Here is a 16,560-nt window from a genome sequence, read left to right on the forward strand (position 1 = left end):
AGGATGTAAAATGGCCGACATGCTTGGCGTGTCGGCCATTTGCTTGAATTAGTATAAACTGAGTTACATGCTTATGGCGTTTTTAGGCTGTTTCTTTTTTTTTTCGCCGTCAATGGTTTTGTTCTCCTTGGCCTCCTTATCCAAAACAATGGTTTTGTCCAAATTTTTGTAAAGAAAACGTTGGTTTTTAGCACTCCATCGAACCATATAGGTCAAAGGTCCTTTTTGTGTCTTTCGAATGGTGATCTTCACTTCTTCCCCTTTGTTCAAAATATCTGCCTGTTGTTTGGTCAATATTTGGCCCAGAACATACATATTTGCAGACACAGCCGATTTTGTACGGATATCGTTCAGTTTTGGCTCGTAATAGGCCAGTTTTTGGAAGGTATCTCCGCTCAAGGAAGTTCCGGTAAACTGAATGGTCTTGCCTTCCTTTACCATGTCATGGTATTCATCCTTGGTAAATTGATATTGAAAGGCGTTGGCATCTTCAAGTTTAACCTGTTCCTTACGTTTGATCTGTACATCCAGTCTGGAACCGTAAGTGGAGTTGTATAGCATTTGGACCATCTTGACCGTTTCCTTTAATTTGCCATCATTGATGTATGTTGTCTCGATCAACTGCTCCCTACCTTCTAGAATCGACTCTTGAATGTTGGGTTCCAACTTCTCAAAACTTATGTAAGCGCCTTCCAAACGTCTTTTTACATCGGCCTCGGCAAATTGTTGGTCTTTGTTTTTTAGAATTTCCACATTTCTGCTGTCCTTCAACATTTCAAAAGATGGATTATTACCGGCTTTTATTTTGAAGGTTTTATCGTCTATGGATATTGCTTCGGCCTTTTGCCAAACTTGATTGACATTAACGAATACTTTTTGAATCGTGTTTTCTACTTGATTTTCCATTTTTGAGTGATTTTTAATTGTTACGGAATTTGAATTTGTTACTTTTGAATAACTTTCGAATCAGGAGTGATTTGTGAGTTACGGAATTTGAAGGAAAGAGGGCGGGAGCGCCCTTTTTCCATTTTATAGGGCAATCCTATATTCTTTCAATTCTACCTCCTTCCTTTCATTAACTTGATTTTGAGAATTTTCCCATTCAGTATACCAATTGTCAGACTTTGGCTTTAGAATATCTATCGTCTTGTTCAGGTAGTTTTTGTAATACGACCACACCAATAATTTAATGGCGTTGGATTCAATGGGTAAACGGACTTTAATGTCTTCATTATCCTTGGAAACCAGAATACTGTATTTGTTCAGCCTGTTTTGGTCTATGATTTTGTTGAAATTCAAAAAGCTTTGGGCCAAGTCTTGGTTAAAGCGTCTGGTATGGTCGTAAAAGCGGGAGAAGGATTTTTCCTTTCCCATGGGGAAGCGTAATAGTATATCCCTATCGGTCAAGGTCAAATTAAAATCGGAATCCTTTGTATATGATATAAAATGGAGGTCCCGCAAATAGCCCTCTATTTTTTTATTTCCCGTGAAGCTTAAAAAGAGTTTGTCCACTTTCGTAAGCCTTTGTATCTGGAAAAGTATATCGGTCGTCTGGGAATTTATCGCTCCCAATGCCATGTATACTACATTTTTTAATTGGAATTTTTTATGGAATGCCAAAGCTTCCTTAGGATCTTTAAAAAGAAAAAGGCCCTCTATTCTCTTTGGAATATTGGAGTACCAAAGGGAGTGTTTTATAGCTGATTCTTTATAAGGGACTACTTCTTTGTCCGTATCTAGGAAATATCCGCAGACCTCGTTCTGCAGATTGAACAAAGGAAATAGCGGACCACCTTCATGATTTTGGAAAACACGCCCCGAAAAGGGAATAGAGCTTTCCACACCATGATATAGGTCTTTGGAAGTATCTTGGAGTGGTGACCTGTAAGATAGAAAGTGATTATAATCCTTTGGTACTATTTTTAGAGTGGATTCCGGGTTATTGGATATTAGAAGGGTTATGGTTTCCAATACTTTGTTATATAGGCTATCTACCTTATCCCATATCAGTTCCTTGCCGATTCCTTCAACTTTTGATACATGCTCAGTAATTAGGTCGGAGGCGGATAGTTTTTCCTGTGGCCGTTGCACCTTATAATAAAAATATCCTTTTTCGGTATTTATGATCACATAGTGCTCACCACCGTTCTTAAGTATAAGGTGGGTATTTTCGGATTGCACAACTCGGTACCCCAAATGTTCAAAGAGATTTGGAAGGTGTATTAGGTGGTCTTCTATAAGCCAGTTGTTCATCTTATTCTGATAATTTGTTTATTTGTATATAAATAGTAATTTTGCTTATAAATACAAATATATGATTTTTTTTGAATCTACAATTTTTTGGAGGAAAAAAGTAGGTGTCACCAAACCAAAGTCAGCTAAAACCTTTGGAAAAAAAGAATTCGCCTATTTTCTTTTTTTAATCATTATGAGCCTGTTCTATATAATTTGGTACGGCTTTGGTATTTCAACTCAACGACTTGAGGATACCACGGTCACAATGGACCTTTATGAAGAACGACTTAAAATTAATCTAGGATCTACGTTAACGGATTCGCACCTTGTAGAAAGGGAACGTAATCAGTTGCTAATGGCAATTGAAGAACGAATAGTTACATTTTTATACCAAATTCCTGATTTTTCCTATATCGGTTCTTTAGAGACATACCTAAAATACCGACCTCAGTTGCTAGAGCAATTTCCATCTGCAGTTCCGTTGGAGAAAGGCAACTATTCTGTTACGAGCAACTATGGCATTCGCATCCATCCAATTTCTGAAAAAAAGAAAAAACACTATGGAATCGATTTGGCCACCGCGAGTGGAAAATATGTTTATGCATCGGCATCAGGTACCATTAAGGATATCTTATATTCCAAAAAAGGCTATGGTACACATATTATCATTAAACATCGCTTCGGTTTTGAAACATTATATGGACATCTAAACAAGGTGCTTGTCCGAAAAGGGCAAAAAGTAAAACAACATGAAATCATTGGTACGGTGGGTAGTACTGGAAGTTCCACTGGAAACCATCTACACTATGAGATACTCAAGAACATGCTACAAATAGACCCAAAACTTTCATTCAACCTTAAGAAAAATATTTATACCCATTTAATTGAATCGAATACGACCGATAATGGGGTAGAGTGAGAAAATTGGGTTAAGTACACTATTCTAAATCTAAGTATTACTACACTAAAAATAATAGCTAATACCTTCACATATCACCAGACGCTAGAAAAGGGTGTTTTTTTTGTTTATTGGAAAAAAAGACACAATAGCGCTCCAAGCAATTTCATGTAAATATGAAAGGTATGGGCGCATGCCAAAGATGATTTTAAATATCCTGATTATACCATTTTTCTAATTTGAAAAGTAGATTAATAACCATCAAAAGTAAATTCAACCTTGACCAAAACCACTTATATTCTTCGATTAGGATAAAAAAATCTGGATAAAATAAAAATGTAAAAACGACATCATTTTGATTAAAGTAAGTTCAATTAGCAGGTTATTACGCATTTTCCCACCGATAGAACTAAGACTAAAATCAATTCATTACAAAAATGAGAGCCAAATAATTAGTGATAGGTCTTTTTGAAGCGAAAGCAATGTTATGTAAGTAAATTTTAGAATGTTGTACATATGTTGTACAGAGAAATAAAAAAAGGCTCTCGATTTCTCAAAAGCCTTGTTATTACTGGTAGCGAGAGGGGGGCACGATCCCCCGACCTCCGGGTTATGAATCCGACGCTCTAACCAACTGAGCTACCTCGCCATGCCGTTTTTAACGGGTGCAAATATAAAGTTAATTTTCTGTCCTATCCAAATTAGATTGCTAAAAATATTATCTCAGTTTTATTTTTTAATCATTTATAAATATATATATTGTCCGCCATAAACACTATTCAGAATGAGCGATAAAATTAAATTTGAAGTTGAATTCGTAATTCAATCCTCACCACAACTACTATATCAATATATATCTACCCCCTCAGGACTATCCGAATGGTTCGCAGATAACGTAAATTCCAGAGGTGAAATGTTCAATTTTATTTGGGATGGCTCCGAAGAGCAGGCAAAATTATTAAAGCGCAAGAGCGATGAATTTGTAAAATTTACCTGGGTAGCGGAAGAAGATGATAGCTTTTTTGAAATGCGCATTATCGTAGACGAAATAACCAAAGATGTGTCTCTTTTTATTACCGATTTTGCAGAGGAGGATGAAGTGGACGAATCTAAAATGCTATGGGAGAACCAAGTATCCAGTTTAAAACAGGTATTGGGTTCGGCCTAATACATTAATGGAATATAACGTATCTTTGGCCTTGATTTTTTCAAGGCTTTTTTTATGGTTAATTTTAACGGAAACCTACTTTCTAAAAACTCATCTTACTTTAATCACGATAATAGGGGACTCCGCTATGGCGATGCCCTGTTCGAGTCCATTAGGGTAGTAAACGGAAAAATATTCTTTTGGGAGGACCACTATCTTCGGCTTATGGCTTCCATGCGGATTCTGAGAATGGAAATCCCCATGAATTTTACCATGGAATTTCTGGAAGAACAAATATTGGCCTGTGTGGATGCCAACGGCCTGTTGGAGAAACCGGCTAGGATACGATTTACCGTTTTTAGAAATAACGGCGGACTATATCTGCCGCAAACCAATGACGTCTCTTATATTATTGAGGCCAATGTTTTGGATTCCCCATTCTTTACCTTAAATAATGATGCCTACGAAGTAGAGCTTTTTAAGGATTTTTATGTGAACCCGGATATGCTTTCTACCTTAAAGAGCAATAATAAGGTAATTAATGTGGTGGGCAGTATTTTTGCTTCCGAAAACGGATATCAGAACTGTCTTTTGCTGAACCAGGAAAAAAAGGTGGTGGAAGCCCTTAATGGCAATCTCTTTTTGGTAAAAGATCAACATATTAAAACCCCACCCTTAAAGGACGGATGCTTGAACGGAATTGTGCGCAAGAAACTGATCGCTATTTTAGGTTCCCTGGATAAATACCAATTTGAAGAAGCTTTTATTTCTCCCTTCGAGCTGCAGAAAGCGGATGAACTTTTCATAACCAACGCAATCACCGGTATTCAACCCATTACAAAATATAGAAAGAAAGAGTACGAAACTAAGGTAGCTGCCGATTTATTGGGCAAACTTAATGCGGCTGCGAGGCTAAACTAAGTATTCTTGGTTAATTTAGGTTAGGGTTTTCAGGGGCATTGGACCATATCAGGTAATTTCCGCCCAATTCCATCATTTTTTCCTTCCAAAAAGCGTTGGAAGATTTTTGTATGATGGAACTTTCGTAGACATTTTTTACCACGACCCATGATTTTGAGTGCAATTCCTGGTCCAACTGTAAAGAGGACCAACCGGAATATCCCAAAAAGAAACGGATATCGTTTTCAGAAATGACCTTATTATTGATCAGGTCCACAATAGAACCAAAATCTCCGCCCCAATAAATTCCGTCCGAAATTTCAATGCTATTTTCTATCAGATCCGGGACCTTGTGGATAAAATAAAGATTATCCTGTTCTACCGGACCGCCATTGTATACCTGAAAAGGCAAATCTATTTCGGTAACCAGATCATTTATACTATAGTCCAAAGGCTTGTTCAGAATAAAACCAACAGACCCCTCATTGTTATGCTCCGCCAACAGAACTATAGATCTGTTAAAGGAAACATCACCCGAAAGTGTAGGCTCAGCAATAAGGAGTTTGCCTTTTTTTGGTTTTTCAGCGACCATATTTTTAGTTCTAGTATCCCTAAAATAAAACAATTCCGTTAATCTGAAAAGTCTTTTGTACAAAAAAAGCACTTCCGGTTAGAGAAGTGCTTTCTATGTATAATGATATTATGATTAGTTTACTGCACCGCTCAAATCAGCACCTGCCTTAAACTTCACTACATTTTTAGCTGCAATTTGGATAGTCTTTCCAGTTGATGGATTTCTACCTTCTCTTGCATTTCTTTTAGATACAGACCAAGATCCGAAACCTACTAGAGATACTCTACCACCTTTTTTTAGAGAACCTTCAACGTTTCCTAAGAAAGATTCCAATGCCTTTTTAGCTGCGGCTTTAGTAATGCCAGCATCAGCTGCCATTGCATCGATTAATTCTGTTTTGTTCATAATTTCGATAAATTAAGTGTTATTAATTATAATTAAATACTTCAACAAATTTATACGGATTTGCCATTAACGCAAGTAAAATGGGGGGAAATCCGCAATTTTGTTGATAACTTGAAACGTTTGTTGATAAAGTAGGGTTTTTTTTACGATTTCCCACACCCCCAATGAACATGGGGGTTTACCCAACATAGGTGTTTTTAGCCAATTTTAATCCGTTTAACACCTCTTTGGTGGTCATTTTTCTTTTACCGGGCAATTGAATTTCCAATAAATTGATGTAACCTCCCTTTACAGCTACTTTCAGTTCATTTTTGGTAAAAGCAATGGTCCCGACCTTTAATTGGTGTTGTTCCAAATCCTTTTTGGCGGAGTATATCTTTAGGAAAAGTTCATCCTCCCCATTGTACATGGTAGTCCAGGCAGTAGGGTAGGGACTTAATCCCCTAATAAAATTATATATGGTAGCAATATCCTGGTTCCAATCTATTTCACAGGTCTCTTTGTGCAGCTTATATGCCTCCTTTAAAGGCTTATCTTCCTGTTGCTTGGATGGTGCTATGGCTTTGCTCTCCAATTTATGAATGGTTTCCAATACGAGGTCCGCTCCCAGATGCATCAGCTTATCGTGCAAGCTGCCTGCGGTATCTTCTTCGGAGATGCTGGTTTTCTTTTGAAGTAATATGGCACCGGTATCAATTTTATCATCTATAAAGAAAGTGGTCACCCCCGTTTCCTTCTCTCCGTTTATTATGGCCCAATTAATAGGGGCCGCTCCGCGATATTGGGGCAGGAGGGAAGCATGAAGGTTAAAAGTGCCCAGCTTTGGCATATTCCATACTGCTTTGGGCAACATTCTAAAAGCCACCACAATCTGAAGTTCTGGTGACAATCCTTGCAATTCCGTAATAAAATTGGGATCCTTTAGGTTGGTAGGCTGCATTATTTTTAGACCATGTTCCATGGCATATGCCTTTACGGCAGATTCATGCAATTTTCTTCCTCTGCCTGCAGGCTTGTCCGGCGCAGTAATTACCCCCACAATATTACAATCGTTTTTTACTAGCTTGTCCAAAATGGCCACGGCAAAATCCGGGGTGCCCATAAACACTATTCGTGGTTTGCTCATCTTTTGATTATTTCGTACTGGTTAATAGAATTCACGCTTATTCTCTGCTCTTCCAATAATCTTTGTAAAGCCAAAATAACGGAACTTTCCTTATAGGTCAATAATTTTATCAGCCCTCTGGAACTTTCTTTTTTGACCATTAAAATTTGTAAAATATCCTGTTCTATGATTTTAATAATGTCATTGTTTACAGGATTTTTTTGAAGGCATACATCACATTTGCCACAGTTGTCCTTGGTAGTTTCGCCAAAGTAGTTTAGAATATGCCGACTTCTGCAAAGCTTGGTATCCTTTATATAGGTCAACATACTTTCTACATTGTCCTTTTTAACCTGCTGTATCTGTTTTATTTTTTTGGCGAAGATATTGATCGTGCGCTCATCCTCCCTGGGAACCAAAAATGTAATTTCCAGATCGCTATGTTGGGCATGATATTCAATAATTTCATCCTTTTCCATTTGTTCCAATACACTTATTACCTCCTTTTCGCTTGTATTGGCCTTTCGCGAAATCAATAGGGGATTTATCTTGGTCTCAAAATCGAATATTCCCCCGTAGGTTCTCAGAATGGTTTGAACGATAGCCGCCGATGGCCGATTTTTTTCCAGGTAATCAAATATTTGATGCTTGGAAGCTATCATACGTATAGTCGTTCTTTGCGAAAAAGCTTCGGTTAGGGATATCACGGAGTTTTGGTCCAACAGCCTTAAACCATTATACGTTAATGTAGTATTTAGCCTATAGATTTCGCAAAAGGAATTAAAGGGCAATTGAAAAGTTTCGCCACTACCTTCCCCAAAGGGGATCTGAAAATAGTTGGCCAATTTTCGATATAATATTTTAAGGAAGTCAACATCTGGTAGGACCCCTAAAAATTGTTTGCGCACCTGGGCCTCATCCATAGGGTTGGTGATTAAAACGGCATTTGCCGGCTTTCCGTCCCTTCCGGCCCTTCCTGCTTCCTGAAAGTAGTTTTCCATACTGTCCGGAATTTGGTAATGTACAACAAGGCCAACATCGGGCTTGTCTATCCCCATTCCAAAAGCGTTGGTGGCCACCATGATCTTCACTTTGTTTTCCAACCACTGGTTTAACCTGGTATCCTTGTCCTTTTTGGAAATACCACCATGAAAAAAGGTAGCCGTGTGTCCTTGCTGGGATAGGTAATAGGCCAATTCCATGGTCATTTTTCTACTGCGCACATATATTATGGTACTCGTATTGGTCTGGGCACATAATTCCTTAAGACGGTATTTTTTGTCCTCTTCCCAACAAACGCTAAAGGTAATATTGTTCCTGGAAAAGGAATCCTTCACTATCAACGGTTCTTCCAAATGTAAATTTTGGCAAATATCATTTACCACCATGTCCGTTGCCGTGGCGGTCAACGCTATCATAGGAACATTTGGCGCCAATTCCTTTAAAATATGGCATTCCAAGTAGGCAGGTCTAAAATCGTTGCCCCATTGACTAATGCAATGCGCTTCATCAATGGCAATAAGGTTAACATTCATTTGCCTGATACGCTCCTGCACCAATTCCTGCTGTAGTCTTTCAGGAGACAGGTACAGGAATTTATAGTTGCCATATAGGCAATTGTCCAACAGGTTGTTCACTTCATCAAAAGAAATGCCCCCGGTAAGGGCAATGGCTTTTATACCCAATTTTTTTAGGGTATCAACCTGGTTGCGGATCAAGGCTATTAGTGGCGATACCACAATACAAATACCTTCACGAGCCAATGCCGGTACCTGATAGCACAAAGATTTGCCACCTCCTGTAGGGAGAAGCGCCAAAACATCCTGTCCATCCAATACGGCGCCTATGATGTCTTCCTGGGAATTCTTAAAATCCGAAAACCCCCAAAACTTCTCCAATATATCCTTAGGGTGCTGATGCACTATAGACTTTTTAGTTTATTATGAATAAAGGTAACTCTTCCGGCTACGGTTTCCTTGGGTACATTTATAATATTGTAGCCGTATCTGGTGTAGGCTTTTTCCAAAAAGGTATGGATACGCACTGCCTCTTCAAAATTTTCATAGCGCTCATTGTCGGACTCGTGTATTTCCTTCCAAGGTGGTAATAAAAAAACGTGGTCGTATTGGTAATTAATGCAGCTCTCAACAAAATGATCTCCATAAGACTGACCAAAACAATCCATATAGGCCACTACGTCCGGAATACCCCGATCATAAAAAACAATGGGTTTACCTACCTCGTTTGCAGCCTGGAATTGCCGGATCCTGCCTTCGATAATTCTTTCACTAAATAGCAAAGGGTCCGAAACGAATAACTGTGGTATACCTTGCTGCCTGGCTTCCAGCGTAATCTCGCGGGATATCTCACTAAAACAAAAGAAGCCTTCCTTTTCAATTTTTTCTATGACAGATGTCTTTCCTGTACTGGGTCCACCTGTAATGACAATTCTTTCTAAATTCAAATAGCGCGTTTAAAATTCGGTATTTACATGCGTAAAATGGTGTTGCAAAGTAATGAAATAGCCTTAAGATTAAAAAATTGACAACGATACTTTATATATTTGCAAAAACATTGGCATGGATCAGGATAAATCAGAGGAATTTTATGGTAGATTAAGGGACCAATTGGCGGAAAGTAGCAAATGGCCTTCCAATTACCTATATAAGTTTATAGTCCCAACCGACACGGAAAAAATAAAACAGATTCAGGATATTTTTGATAATACGGGGGCAGTAATCGAATCCAAGCAATCCAAAAATGCAAAATATACCAGTTTGAGCATTACCGTTAACCTTAAAAATCCTGATGAAGTAATAAAAAAATATAAGGAAGTAGGGAAGGTAAAAGGGGTAATATCACTCTAAAATAGTATTTCTAGCATAATTTTGTTAATTTGCAGACGTTATAAGAGCACTTCCTTATCATAAATAAATAGCAATAAATATTTCAATTTGAATTTAGTAGAAAACTTAGAATACAATACTGAGCGACCAAAGCTCATTATACCCGAGTATGGGCGCCATTTCCAGAAAATGGTGGACCATGCCATCTCCATCGAGGACGATGAGGAACGTAACCGTGTGGCCCAGGCCATAATAAGTGTTATGGGCAATATTCAACCACATTTGAGGGACGTTCCCGATTTTCAACATAAACTATGGGATCAATTGTTTATCATGTCCGATTTTAAATTGAACGTGGACTCGCCATTCCCAATTACCTCCAAGGAGACCTTGCAAAAACGTCCGGATCCATTGGAGTATCCTCAAAATTTTCCAAAATATAGGTTTTATGGAAATAACATAAAACGTATGATCGATGTGGCCGTTAAGTGGGAAAAAGGCGATATGCGAGACGGGTTGGAGTATGCCATAGCCAACCACATGAAAAAGTGTTACCTAAACTGGAATAAGGACACTGTGGACGACAAGGCCATATTTAAGCATCTTTACGAGTTAAGCGATGGACAAATAGATCTTGCCAAGGAAGGGGAAAACTTGACAGAAAGTGGACAATTCCTTAAAAATCGTGTGGCTAAAACGCCTAGGACCAGTTCTGGTAAAAAAACGCAAAGAAATCAAAACCGCGGTAAAAAGCGGTACTAATCTTCTCAAACTTTAATGGGAACATTTAAAATAGAAGGCGGTCATCAATTACATGGTGAGATTACACCGCAAGGGGCAAAGAATGAAGCTTTACAAATACTCTGTGCCGTACTACTTACTTCGGAAAAAGTGTCGATTACCAATATCCCTGATATTGTAGACGTAAACAAACTGATATCCTTATTGGAGGATTTGGGGGTTAAGATCCAAAAGAAAGGGCAAGGGTCCTATACCTTTATGGCAGATGACATTAATTTGGAATACCTGCAATCTGCCCAATTTAAAGAGGACGGTAGGGGCCTTAGGGGATCTATTATGCTCGTAGGCCCATTATTGGCGCGTTTTGGCAAGGGATATATTCCCAAACCCGGCGGTGATAAAATAGGACGCAGGCGATTGGACACACACTTTGAAGGTTTTATAAAATTAGGGGCAAAATTCAGATACAATAAGGAAGAGCACTTTTACGGTGTTGAAGCCGAAAAATTGAAGGGTACCTACATGCTTTTGGATGAAGCTTCGGTTACAGGAACGGCCAACATAGTTATGGCGGCTGTTTTGGCAGATGGCAAAACCACCATTTACAATGCAGCCTGTGAACCTTATTTACAGCAATTGTGCAAAATGCTGAATAGGATGGGAGCCAAAATTACAGGAATCGGCTCCAATCTGTTGGAAATAGAGGGGGTTGATAGCCTGGGAGGAACAGATCACAGAATGCTCCCGGATATGATCGAGATCGGTAGTTGGATAGGCTTGGCAGCCATGACAAGGAGTAACCTGACTATTAAAGATGTTAGTTGGGACGATCTGGGTCAAATTCCTACTGTTTTTAGAAAATTGGGGATACAGCTGGAGCGAAAAGGGGACGATATTGTTATTCCCGAGCATAAAGATGGTTATGAGATCCAGAACTATATTGATGGCTCCATTTTAACAGTGGCCGATGCGCCATGGCCTGGACTTACGCCAGATTTGTTGAGCATTATTTTAGTGATGGCTACACAAGCAAAAGGGGAGGTATTGATCCACCAAAAGATGTTTGAAAGCCGTTTGTTCTTTGTAGATAAATTAATAGACATGGGGGCCAAGATTATTCTTTGCGATCCACATAGGGCTACCGTTATTGGACATAACTTTGAATCCAGTCTAAAAGCCACCACCATGGTGTCTCCGGACATTAGGGCCGGTGTCTCTTTGCTGATAGCAGCCTTGTCTGCCAAGGGCACCTCTACCATACACAATATAGAACAGATCGATAGGGGTTACGAAAATATTGATACGCGTTTGCGAGCTATTGGTGCCAAGATCACCAGGGTTTAACCACGGTTATAACTTAATATGAAATAAAAAAGGACTATCAATTAGATAGTCCTTTTTTATTTTGAGGATTAACAAGCGTTCAAATATCTAAATATAAATAACACAATTGTGTTAATGAGTCTATGCACTTATATGGCGACTTATTTTCTCACCTATACTTAATAAGTCACTAACTTCTTCCTCCGTAAAATCATAAGGAACAGGTTTGGCTATTCCCAAGGTTCCATACAGTTTTCCATTGAGCATCATTGGGGCTGCTATAGAACCTTCTACCTTTGTTTCTTTGGCAGCAGGACGTGCTACCCCTGAATCATCGGTTTGTAGATTACACATTTCTACCGGTTCACGCCGCTCCGCCGCAATCCCTGCCATACCTTTACCTATGGGAATCTCAGAAAGTTTGGGGATTAAAAAGGGAGGAATGCCTTGATGTGCCTGAACCTTTAACAATCCCGATTTTTCATCCAGAAAATGAATGGTACCAGTGGTACAGTCAAAAGCGGAAATTACAGTGGAAAGGACTTCCTGCCAATTAGTGGTTTCATTATTAAGGAGGGTATCTATTACAGTGTTCCGTTGCGCATTGTCCTTGTTCATATGCTTTAATTTATTTTTTTCATTATTACCCAAATTTACTAAATCTAGATAAAATATTGCTTAGGTTTTTTAATCGTGTTTGGCGTTATTAACTTCAATCCAGTAACCTTCGGGATCTGTGAGGTAAATCTGTCGTACCCCATCTGAACGTAAGGTAACCGCCCCTTTTGTCCCTGGCCAATCTTCATATTCAATGTTGTTATCTACCAAATGTTTAATAAAGGTATCCAAGTTGGGTGTCGATAAACAGAGGTGCATGGACTTATGCTTTTTCATGACCACCGTATCCTTATAAATCAGGTGCAGCTGTGAATTGCCCTGGACTGCAAACCAACGGAATCCCGGTGCCTTGTCAGGGTGTGGAATTTCCTTCAGCTTAAGAATATTGGAATAGAAATCAGCAGTAGTGTCCAGTTTATTGACGATCAAGGAAGAATGGTCTATCTGGAAATCAAAGCCTTGGGCATTGACTTGCAATATAAAAAAACTGAGAAGCAGAAATAATGGCTTGTGCATGTATATTAGGTTTTAATTTTAAAAGTAATTATAAGGTGTTATTTTCTTTAGGTTATCTGGTTTATAAGGCAACGTCAACTTTAGCAGGAAAGAAAGGTAAATAAAAATGAATCAATTTATTGAAGCTAATCTACTTTTGTGGTAATTTTTAGGAAATTGTTATTTATTCCATGTTCAATTCAGTCTTTACCAGCCAATAATCCACGGACTATTAAATATTGTGCCGTGGCATAAGTGCCCATGACCAGAATATGTGATCCCGGTACTGTTATAAGAAACTTATTGATGGCCAGGATGCTATCGGACAAGATAAAGAATAATGCTCCAATAAATACCAATTTGAAACTTGTTGGACCTACCTGCTCCTTTCTACTATAGGCCGTAATGGCCATTGCTAAAATACCCAGGATATAAATAATTACAGGAATTTTTAACGTGCCTAAATTATCCTGTAGAATTATGAAAAGGGTAGTGCCGTAGACCAGCAGCAATATTGCAACCAAAGGCATTTTCTTCTTTAATATGCTTTTGCCCTGGATAAGAAATACCAAGGCATAAGTTATATGGGCAAGGAGAAAAGCTATTAGTCCAAGCATAAAATACATAGGTGAGAGATGATCATAGAGCAAGAATATGTCTCCCAATAATGAAAAGAAAAGAGCCAATAAGATGTAGCGATAGGTCTTTTTGGCTAGTTGCCTTCCGTATATCCCAAAAAACAATATCAGCGAAAGCAGTATAAGTGGCTTGGTCAATTGCCTGAGGCCTTGAAAGTGCAAGTATCCTGTTACCAGGTCCAACAGCACCAAAAGAATAAATACGCCAATAAAGGCATTGTGCCTTGTTTTCATGCTAAAAAATTAATGTTCCAATGGCTAGGTTTGTTAAGTATATAATTTTCTTTTTCGGACCACAATAAAGCAGAGGCCCAACTGGAGGACTACGGCGATGGCGTTGGTAAGCCAAAGGGCTACGGTATTAAAACGAATTCCGTAAAAGCACCAAAACAGATAAATAAATACCCAGCCAAAAATAAAACCGTTAGAAAGGCTACTGGGGCCCTTATAACGGTATTCTTTATAGACCTGTATAGCAATCACCAGACAGGCACTTAGACCTGCTACAATTCCTATGCTTTCAAAAATGTTCTCTGGGATACTGTGTATGATATTCATGCAATAAGGGCTAATTGTTTTATGTTTGGATTGATTATCGCCATTTAATTATTCGCTTCTATATTTTAACATGATGTCCTTGAACAACTCACTGGTGGAAGGAGGGGTATAGCTAATGGCATTGGCACCCGCTTCTATAGTTCTTAGGATGTCCTCCTCTAAATGTCCTCCTGTGGCCAATATGGCTATGTCGTTGTCAATATCCCTAATACGCTTAACAATGTCGGCAGTTTTACCGGCTCCTGATACGTTAAAAATATCCACCCCGGCGGCTATTCTACCTTTTATATCATCCTTTTCAGAGACAATGGTGATGGTCACTGGAATATCAATTTTAAGTTTTAATCTCGCTATAAGTTCATTGGGAGTGGGTTTGTTCAGGACAACGCCCAAGGCACCTTGAAACTCTGCATGCAAAGCCAGTTCCACCGATCTTTTACCTGTGGTAATTCCGCCTCCAACCCCACAAAAGATAGGCTTGTCCGCTGCCAAAATTAAGGCATGACTAATTAAGGGCTGTGGTGTAAAGGGATAGACGGCAATAATGGCATTGGCATTGGTGTTTCTAATAATGGCAACATCTGTACTGAACAGGAACGATTTTAGCAATTGCCCAAAAACCCGTATTCCGGAACAAGAGTTGATTACCTCCGGCACCTCCACGATATTTTTTCTTAGCTTACTACCAAAAGAAGGTACCTTGATCATAATGCAGCATGAATTAGGTTAAAAGAAATAACAATAAGGATGGTAAATTGGCCTTTGACTAGAGCTTATTAAATATAGTCTTTTTTTTAATTGGTACAGACAGGGAGTTTTAATGCCAAGTCAATTAAGTGCCTGAATTTAAAGCCTACAATTTTATTCCCCGCGTAGTAAAGGAGATTCCCTGTTGTCCTGTGGTAGAAATCATCACGGCTTCGAAAATAGGCTCGTGATTATTCGATTCTACAGCCCAATCAAAAACAAAATTTGCGCCTGTTCCCCCGTATTCATCATCTTGATCAATAACAATTTCAATGGTTTCCAAAGGCTTAAGAAATATTGGTTTGTTAAAATAGGTGCGGATAAGTTCTCCCTGGGTATTGTAATATTCAGCTTTTAAAATATAAATGGAATCTGTATTGCTTACATTCCTCATACTTGCGGTAGCCGTTAAATGATGCAGTGTTCTTTCTGTTCCATCATATATGGATGAGTATATGGACAAATAGGAACTACCTTTTATAAGTGAGTCCTGAACGGGTAAGGCCATATATCTCTTTTCCCAATTAATAGGATCTATATGACTGACCTTCTTTTCCTCGGAACAACTAAGGATCAGTAACAAAGTGCAGAGGGCTAGACATATTTTTTTTCCTATAAAATGGAAACTTCTGAGAAATATAGTAATCATTCTTTTAGACTTCGTTTTAAACATTACATCATTAAAACTTGAAACTAATGCTCCCTTTAGGAGCGCTTAGTCCTGCATAAAGATACTCTTTAATTGGAGAATCGTGCATTTCAAATTAAGGATAGATATAAGTGTTCAACTTTTTCCGTTCATGTAAAACGAGAGGGCACCGGACGGACATTTCATGATCTGGGATTTCAATTGTTCGGTCGTAGCCATCTCAGGCTTTATCCATGGTTTCCCTTTTGGATCGTAAACCTCTGGCAAGGTTTTGACACATACTCCGGCGTGAATGCATTTTGAAGGTTTCCAAACTACAGTAATTTCACCATTGGTGTATTCCTTAAAATTTTCTTTCTGTTCCATAATTAAGCGATATTAATTCCTTTTAAAACCAACTTTTTCCAATCAGGGTGTCTTTTTATGTAGGAAGCTACAAATGGACACATCGGAACCAAGGTCAATTCCTTCCTTTCTATATCTATAAGAACATCTTTCACCAGAGCGGAGGCCACCCCTTGCCCTTCCAATTCCTTTGGAACCTCTGTGTGGGTAAGATAAATTTTATCTTTTGCCTTTATATATTCAATTTTGGCAATAACGCCATCAATATGATACTCATATTGCTTTCTTTCCGTATTGTCTATTAATTTGTAGTTCATACTTATCGTTATTATTCGT

The 16,560-nt window shown here is 38.6% G+C and carries 21 protein-coding genes and 1 tRNA gene; 6 read left to right on the plus strand and 16 right to left on the minus strand.

Annotated features, from left to right (window positions below; genetic code table 11):
* Window positions 1-63: 63 nt before the first annotated feature.
* Both KO529_RS22445 and KO529_RS22450 read right to left on the minus strand, forming a co-directional pair.
* A complete protein-coding gene (locus tag KO529_RS22445; protein WP_215950094.1) occupies window positions 64-906 on the minus strand; it encodes a hypothetical protein in 843 nt (280 codons plus the stop codon).
* Window positions 907-1,029: 123 nt separating this feature from the next.
* Window positions 1,030-2,253: a hypothetical protein gene (locus tag KO529_RS22450; RefSeq protein ID WP_215950095.1), complete on the minus strand. Its 1,224-nt coding sequence runs from the start codon at window positions 2,251-2,253 to the stop codon at window positions 1,030-1,032.
* A gap of 61 nt (window positions 2,254-2,314) precedes the next feature.
* Between KO529_RS22450 and KO529_RS22455 the strand changes: the two genes are divergently transcribed.
* The gene (locus KO529_RS22455; RefSeq protein WP_215950096.1) at window positions 2,315-3,154 is read left to right on the plus strand and encodes a M23 family metallopeptidase; all 840 of its coding nucleotides are present in this window, start codon (window positions 2,315-2,317) and stop codon (window positions 3,152-3,154) included.
* A gap of 551 nt (window positions 3,155-3,705) precedes the next feature.
* Here the strand turns inward: KO529_RS22455 and KO529_RS22460 are convergent.
* Window positions 3,706-3,782: transfer RNA gene (locus KO529_RS22460), tRNA-Met, on the minus strand.
* Window positions 3,783-3,917: 135 nt separating this feature from the next.
* Here KO529_RS22460 and KO529_RS22465 point away from each other — a divergent pair.
* Window positions 3,918-4,301 carry an START-like domain-containing protein gene (locus KO529_RS22465; protein WP_215950097.1) on the plus strand — a complete coding sequence of 128 codons (384 nt, stop codon included), beginning with the start codon at window positions 3,918-3,920 and terminating at the stop codon, window positions 4,299-4,301.
* Between the two features lie 54 nt (window positions 4,302-4,355).
* Window positions 4,356-5,201: an aminotransferase class IV gene (locus tag KO529_RS22470; RefSeq protein ID WP_215950098.1), complete on the plus strand. Its 846-nt coding sequence runs from the start codon at window positions 4,356-4,358 to the stop codon at window positions 5,199-5,201.
* Between the two features lie 10 nt (window positions 5,202-5,211).
* On the opposite strand, the gene KO529_RS22475 is transcribed toward KO529_RS22470, so the two are convergent.
* The 5 genes from KO529_RS22475 to KO529_RS22495 all read right to left on the minus strand — a co-directional run bounded on the left by KO529_RS22475 (window position 5,212) and on the right by KO529_RS22495 (window position 9,728).
* Window positions 5,212-5,772 (minus strand): YqgE/AlgH family protein, encoded by a 561-nt coding sequence (locus KO529_RS22475; RefSeq protein WP_215950099.1) that lies wholly within the window; start codon window positions 5,770-5,772, stop codon window positions 5,212-5,214.
* A gap of 114 nt (window positions 5,773-5,886) precedes the next feature.
* Window positions 5,887-6,159, minus strand: coding sequence for an HU family DNA-binding protein (locus tag KO529_RS22480; RefSeq protein WP_031443811.1), 273 nt, complete (start codon window positions 6,157-6,159; stop codon window positions 5,887-5,889).
* Window positions 6,160-6,337: 178 nt separating this feature from the next.
* Window positions 6,338-7,285, minus strand: coding sequence for a methionyl-tRNA formyltransferase (gene fmt, locus KO529_RS22485; RefSeq protein WP_215950100.1), 948 nt, complete (start codon window positions 7,283-7,285; stop codon window positions 6,338-6,340).
* Window positions 7,282-9,186, minus strand: a complete 1,905-nt coding sequence (locus tag KO529_RS22490) for a RecQ family ATP-dependent DNA helicase (RefSeq protein WP_215950101.1) — start codon at window positions 9,184-9,186, stop codon at window positions 7,282-7,284. Before KO529_RS22490 ends, fmt begins: the two co-directional genes overlap by 4 nt.
* On the minus strand, window positions 9,186-9,728 hold the full coding sequence (locus KO529_RS22495; RefSeq protein ID WP_215950102.1) for an AAA family ATPase: 543 nt from the start codon (window positions 9,726-9,728) through the stop codon (window positions 9,186-9,188). The genes KO529_RS22490 and KO529_RS22495 overlap by 1 nt, the downstream gene beginning before the upstream one ends.
* Window positions 9,729-9,843: 115 nt before the next feature.
* Here KO529_RS22495 and KO529_RS22500 point away from each other — a divergent pair, with 115 nt between their 5' ends.
* From KO529_RS22500 to murA, 3 genes are all read left to right on the plus strand, one after another.
* The gene (locus KO529_RS22500; RefSeq protein WP_215950103.1) at window positions 9,844-10,131 is read left to right on the plus strand and encodes a DUF493 family protein; all 288 of its coding nucleotides are present in this window, start codon (window positions 9,844-9,846) and stop codon (window positions 10,129-10,131) included.
* 87 nt (window positions 10,132-10,218) lie between these two features.
* Complete coding sequence (locus tag KO529_RS22505; protein ID WP_215950104.1) at window positions 10,219-10,872, plus strand: DUF4290 domain-containing protein; 654 nt, start codon at window positions 10,219-10,221, stop codon at window positions 10,870-10,872.
* Between the two features lie 15 nt (window positions 10,873-10,887).
* Window positions 10,888-12,195, plus strand: coding sequence for a UDP-N-acetylglucosamine 1-carboxyvinyltransferase (gene murA, locus KO529_RS22510; protein WP_215950105.1), 1,308 nt, complete (start codon window positions 10,888-10,890; stop codon window positions 12,193-12,195).
* 120 nt (window positions 12,196-12,315) lie between these two features.
* Here murA and KO529_RS22515 read toward each other — a convergent pair whose 3' ends face one another.
* From KO529_RS22515 to KO529_RS22550, 8 genes are all read right to left on the minus strand, one after another.
* Window positions 12,316-12,792 (minus strand): GAF domain-containing protein, encoded by a 477-nt coding sequence (locus tag KO529_RS22515; protein ID WP_215950106.1) that lies wholly within the window; start codon window positions 12,790-12,792, stop codon window positions 12,316-12,318.
* A 69-nt stretch (window positions 12,793-12,861) separates the two neighbouring features.
* Complete coding sequence (locus KO529_RS22520; RefSeq protein ID WP_215950107.1) at window positions 12,862-13,308, minus strand: VOC family protein; 447 nt, start codon at window positions 13,306-13,308, stop codon at window positions 12,862-12,864.
* Window positions 13,309-13,487: 179 nt separating this feature from the next.
* Window positions 13,488-14,159: a lysoplasmalogenase gene (locus KO529_RS22525; protein WP_215950108.1), complete on the minus strand. Its 672-nt coding sequence runs from the start codon at window positions 14,157-14,159 to the stop codon at window positions 13,488-13,490.
* Window positions 14,160-14,192: 33 nt separating this feature from the next.
* The gene (locus tag KO529_RS22530) at window positions 14,193-14,483 is read right to left on the minus strand and encodes a hypothetical protein (RefSeq protein ID WP_215950109.1); all 291 of its coding nucleotides are present in this window, start codon (window positions 14,481-14,483) and stop codon (window positions 14,193-14,195) included.
* 48 nt (window positions 14,484-14,531) lie between these two features.
* Window positions 14,532-15,191, minus strand: a complete 660-nt coding sequence (locus tag KO529_RS22535) for a hydrolase (protein ID WP_215950110.1) — start codon at window positions 15,189-15,191, stop codon at window positions 14,532-14,534.
* Window positions 15,192-15,336: 145 nt separating this feature from the next.
* On the minus strand, window positions 15,337-15,879 hold the full coding sequence (locus KO529_RS22540; RefSeq protein ID WP_215950111.1) for a DUF3124 domain-containing protein: 543 nt from the start codon (window positions 15,877-15,879) through the stop codon (window positions 15,337-15,339).
* Between the two features lie 135 nt (window positions 15,880-16,014).
* The gene (locus KO529_RS22545; protein ID WP_215950112.1) at window positions 16,015-16,245 is read right to left on the minus strand and encodes a (4Fe-4S)-binding protein; all 231 of its coding nucleotides are present in this window, start codon (window positions 16,243-16,245) and stop codon (window positions 16,015-16,017) included.
* Between the two features lie 2 nt (window positions 16,246-16,247).
* Window positions 16,248-16,541, minus strand: a complete 294-nt coding sequence (locus KO529_RS22550; protein ID WP_247095265.1) for a GNAT family N-acetyltransferase — start codon at window positions 16,539-16,541, stop codon at window positions 16,248-16,250.
* Window positions 16,542-16,560: the final 19 nt, after the last annotated feature.

It is taken from the genome of Arenibacter algicola (assembly GCF_018860365.1).
Lineage (GTDB): Bacteria > Bacteroidota > Bacteroidia > Flavobacteriales > Flavobacteriaceae > Arenibacter > Arenibacter algicola_B.

Excerpts from the sequence above, each read along its gene's own strand:
- KO529_RS22445 (WP_215950094.1), bottom strand. The coding sequence starts at position 906 with ATGGAAAATCAAGTAGAAAACACGATTCAAAAAGTATTCGTTAATGTC.
- KO529_RS22450 (WP_215950095.1), bottom strand. The coding sequence starts at position 2,253 with ATGAACAACTGGCTTATAGAAGACCACCTAATACACCTTCCAAATCTC.
- KO529_RS22455 (WP_215950096.1), top strand. The coding sequence starts at position 2,315 with ATGATTTTTTTTGAATCTACAATTTTTTGGAGGAAAAAAGTAGGTGTC.
- KO529_RS22465 (WP_215950097.1), top strand. The coding sequence starts at position 3,918 with ATGAGCGATAAAATTAAATTTGAAGTTGAATTCGTAATTCAATCCTCA.
- KO529_RS22470 (WP_215950098.1), top strand. The coding sequence starts at position 4,356 with ATGGTTAATTTTAACGGAAACCTACTTTCTAAAAACTCATCTTACTTT.
- KO529_RS22475 (WP_215950099.1), bottom strand. The coding sequence starts at position 5,772 with ATGGTCGCTGAAAAACCAAAAAAAGGCAAACTCCTTATTGCTGAGCCT.
- KO529_RS22480 (WP_031443811.1), bottom strand. The coding sequence starts at position 6,159 with ATGAACAAAACAGAATTAATCGATGCAATGGCAGCTGATGCTGGCATT.
- fmt (WP_215950100.1), bottom strand. The coding sequence starts at position 7,285 with ATGAGCAAACCACGAATAGTGTTTATGGGCACCCCGGATTTTGCCGTG.
- KO529_RS22500 (WP_215950103.1), top strand. The coding sequence starts at position 9,844 with ATGGATCAGGATAAATCAGAGGAATTTTATGGTAGATTAAGGGACCAA.
- murA (WP_215950105.1), top strand. The coding sequence starts at position 10,888 with ATGGGAACATTTAAAATAGAAGGCGGTCATCAATTACATGGTGAGATT.
- KO529_RS22515 (WP_215950106.1), bottom strand. The coding sequence starts at position 12,792 with ATGAACAAGGACAATGCGCAACGGAACACTGTAATAGATACCCTCCTT.
- KO529_RS22520 (WP_215950107.1), bottom strand. The coding sequence starts at position 13,308 with ATGCACAAGCCATTATTTCTGCTTCTCAGTTTTTTTATATTGCAAGTC.
- KO529_RS22525 (WP_215950108.1), bottom strand. The coding sequence starts at position 14,159 with ATGAAAACAAGGCACAATGCCTTTATTGGCGTATTTATTCTTTTGGTG.
- KO529_RS22530 (WP_215950109.1), bottom strand. The coding sequence starts at position 14,483 with ATGAATATCATACACAGTATCCCAGAGAACATTTTTGAAAGCATAGGA.
- KO529_RS22535 (WP_215950110.1), bottom strand. The coding sequence starts at position 15,191 with ATGATCAAGGTACCTTCTTTTGGTAGTAAGCTAAGAAAAAATATCGTG.
- KO529_RS22540 (WP_215950111.1), bottom strand. The coding sequence starts at position 15,879 with ATGATTACTATATTTCTCAGAAGTTTCCATTTTATAGGAAAAAAAATA.
- KO529_RS22545 (WP_215950112.1), bottom strand. The coding sequence starts at position 16,245 with ATGGAACAGAAAGAAAATTTTAAGGAATACACCAATGGTGAAATTACT.
- KO529_RS22550 (WP_247095265.1), bottom strand. The coding sequence starts at position 16,541 with ATGAACTACAAATTAATAGACAATACGGAAAGAAAGCAATATGAGTAT.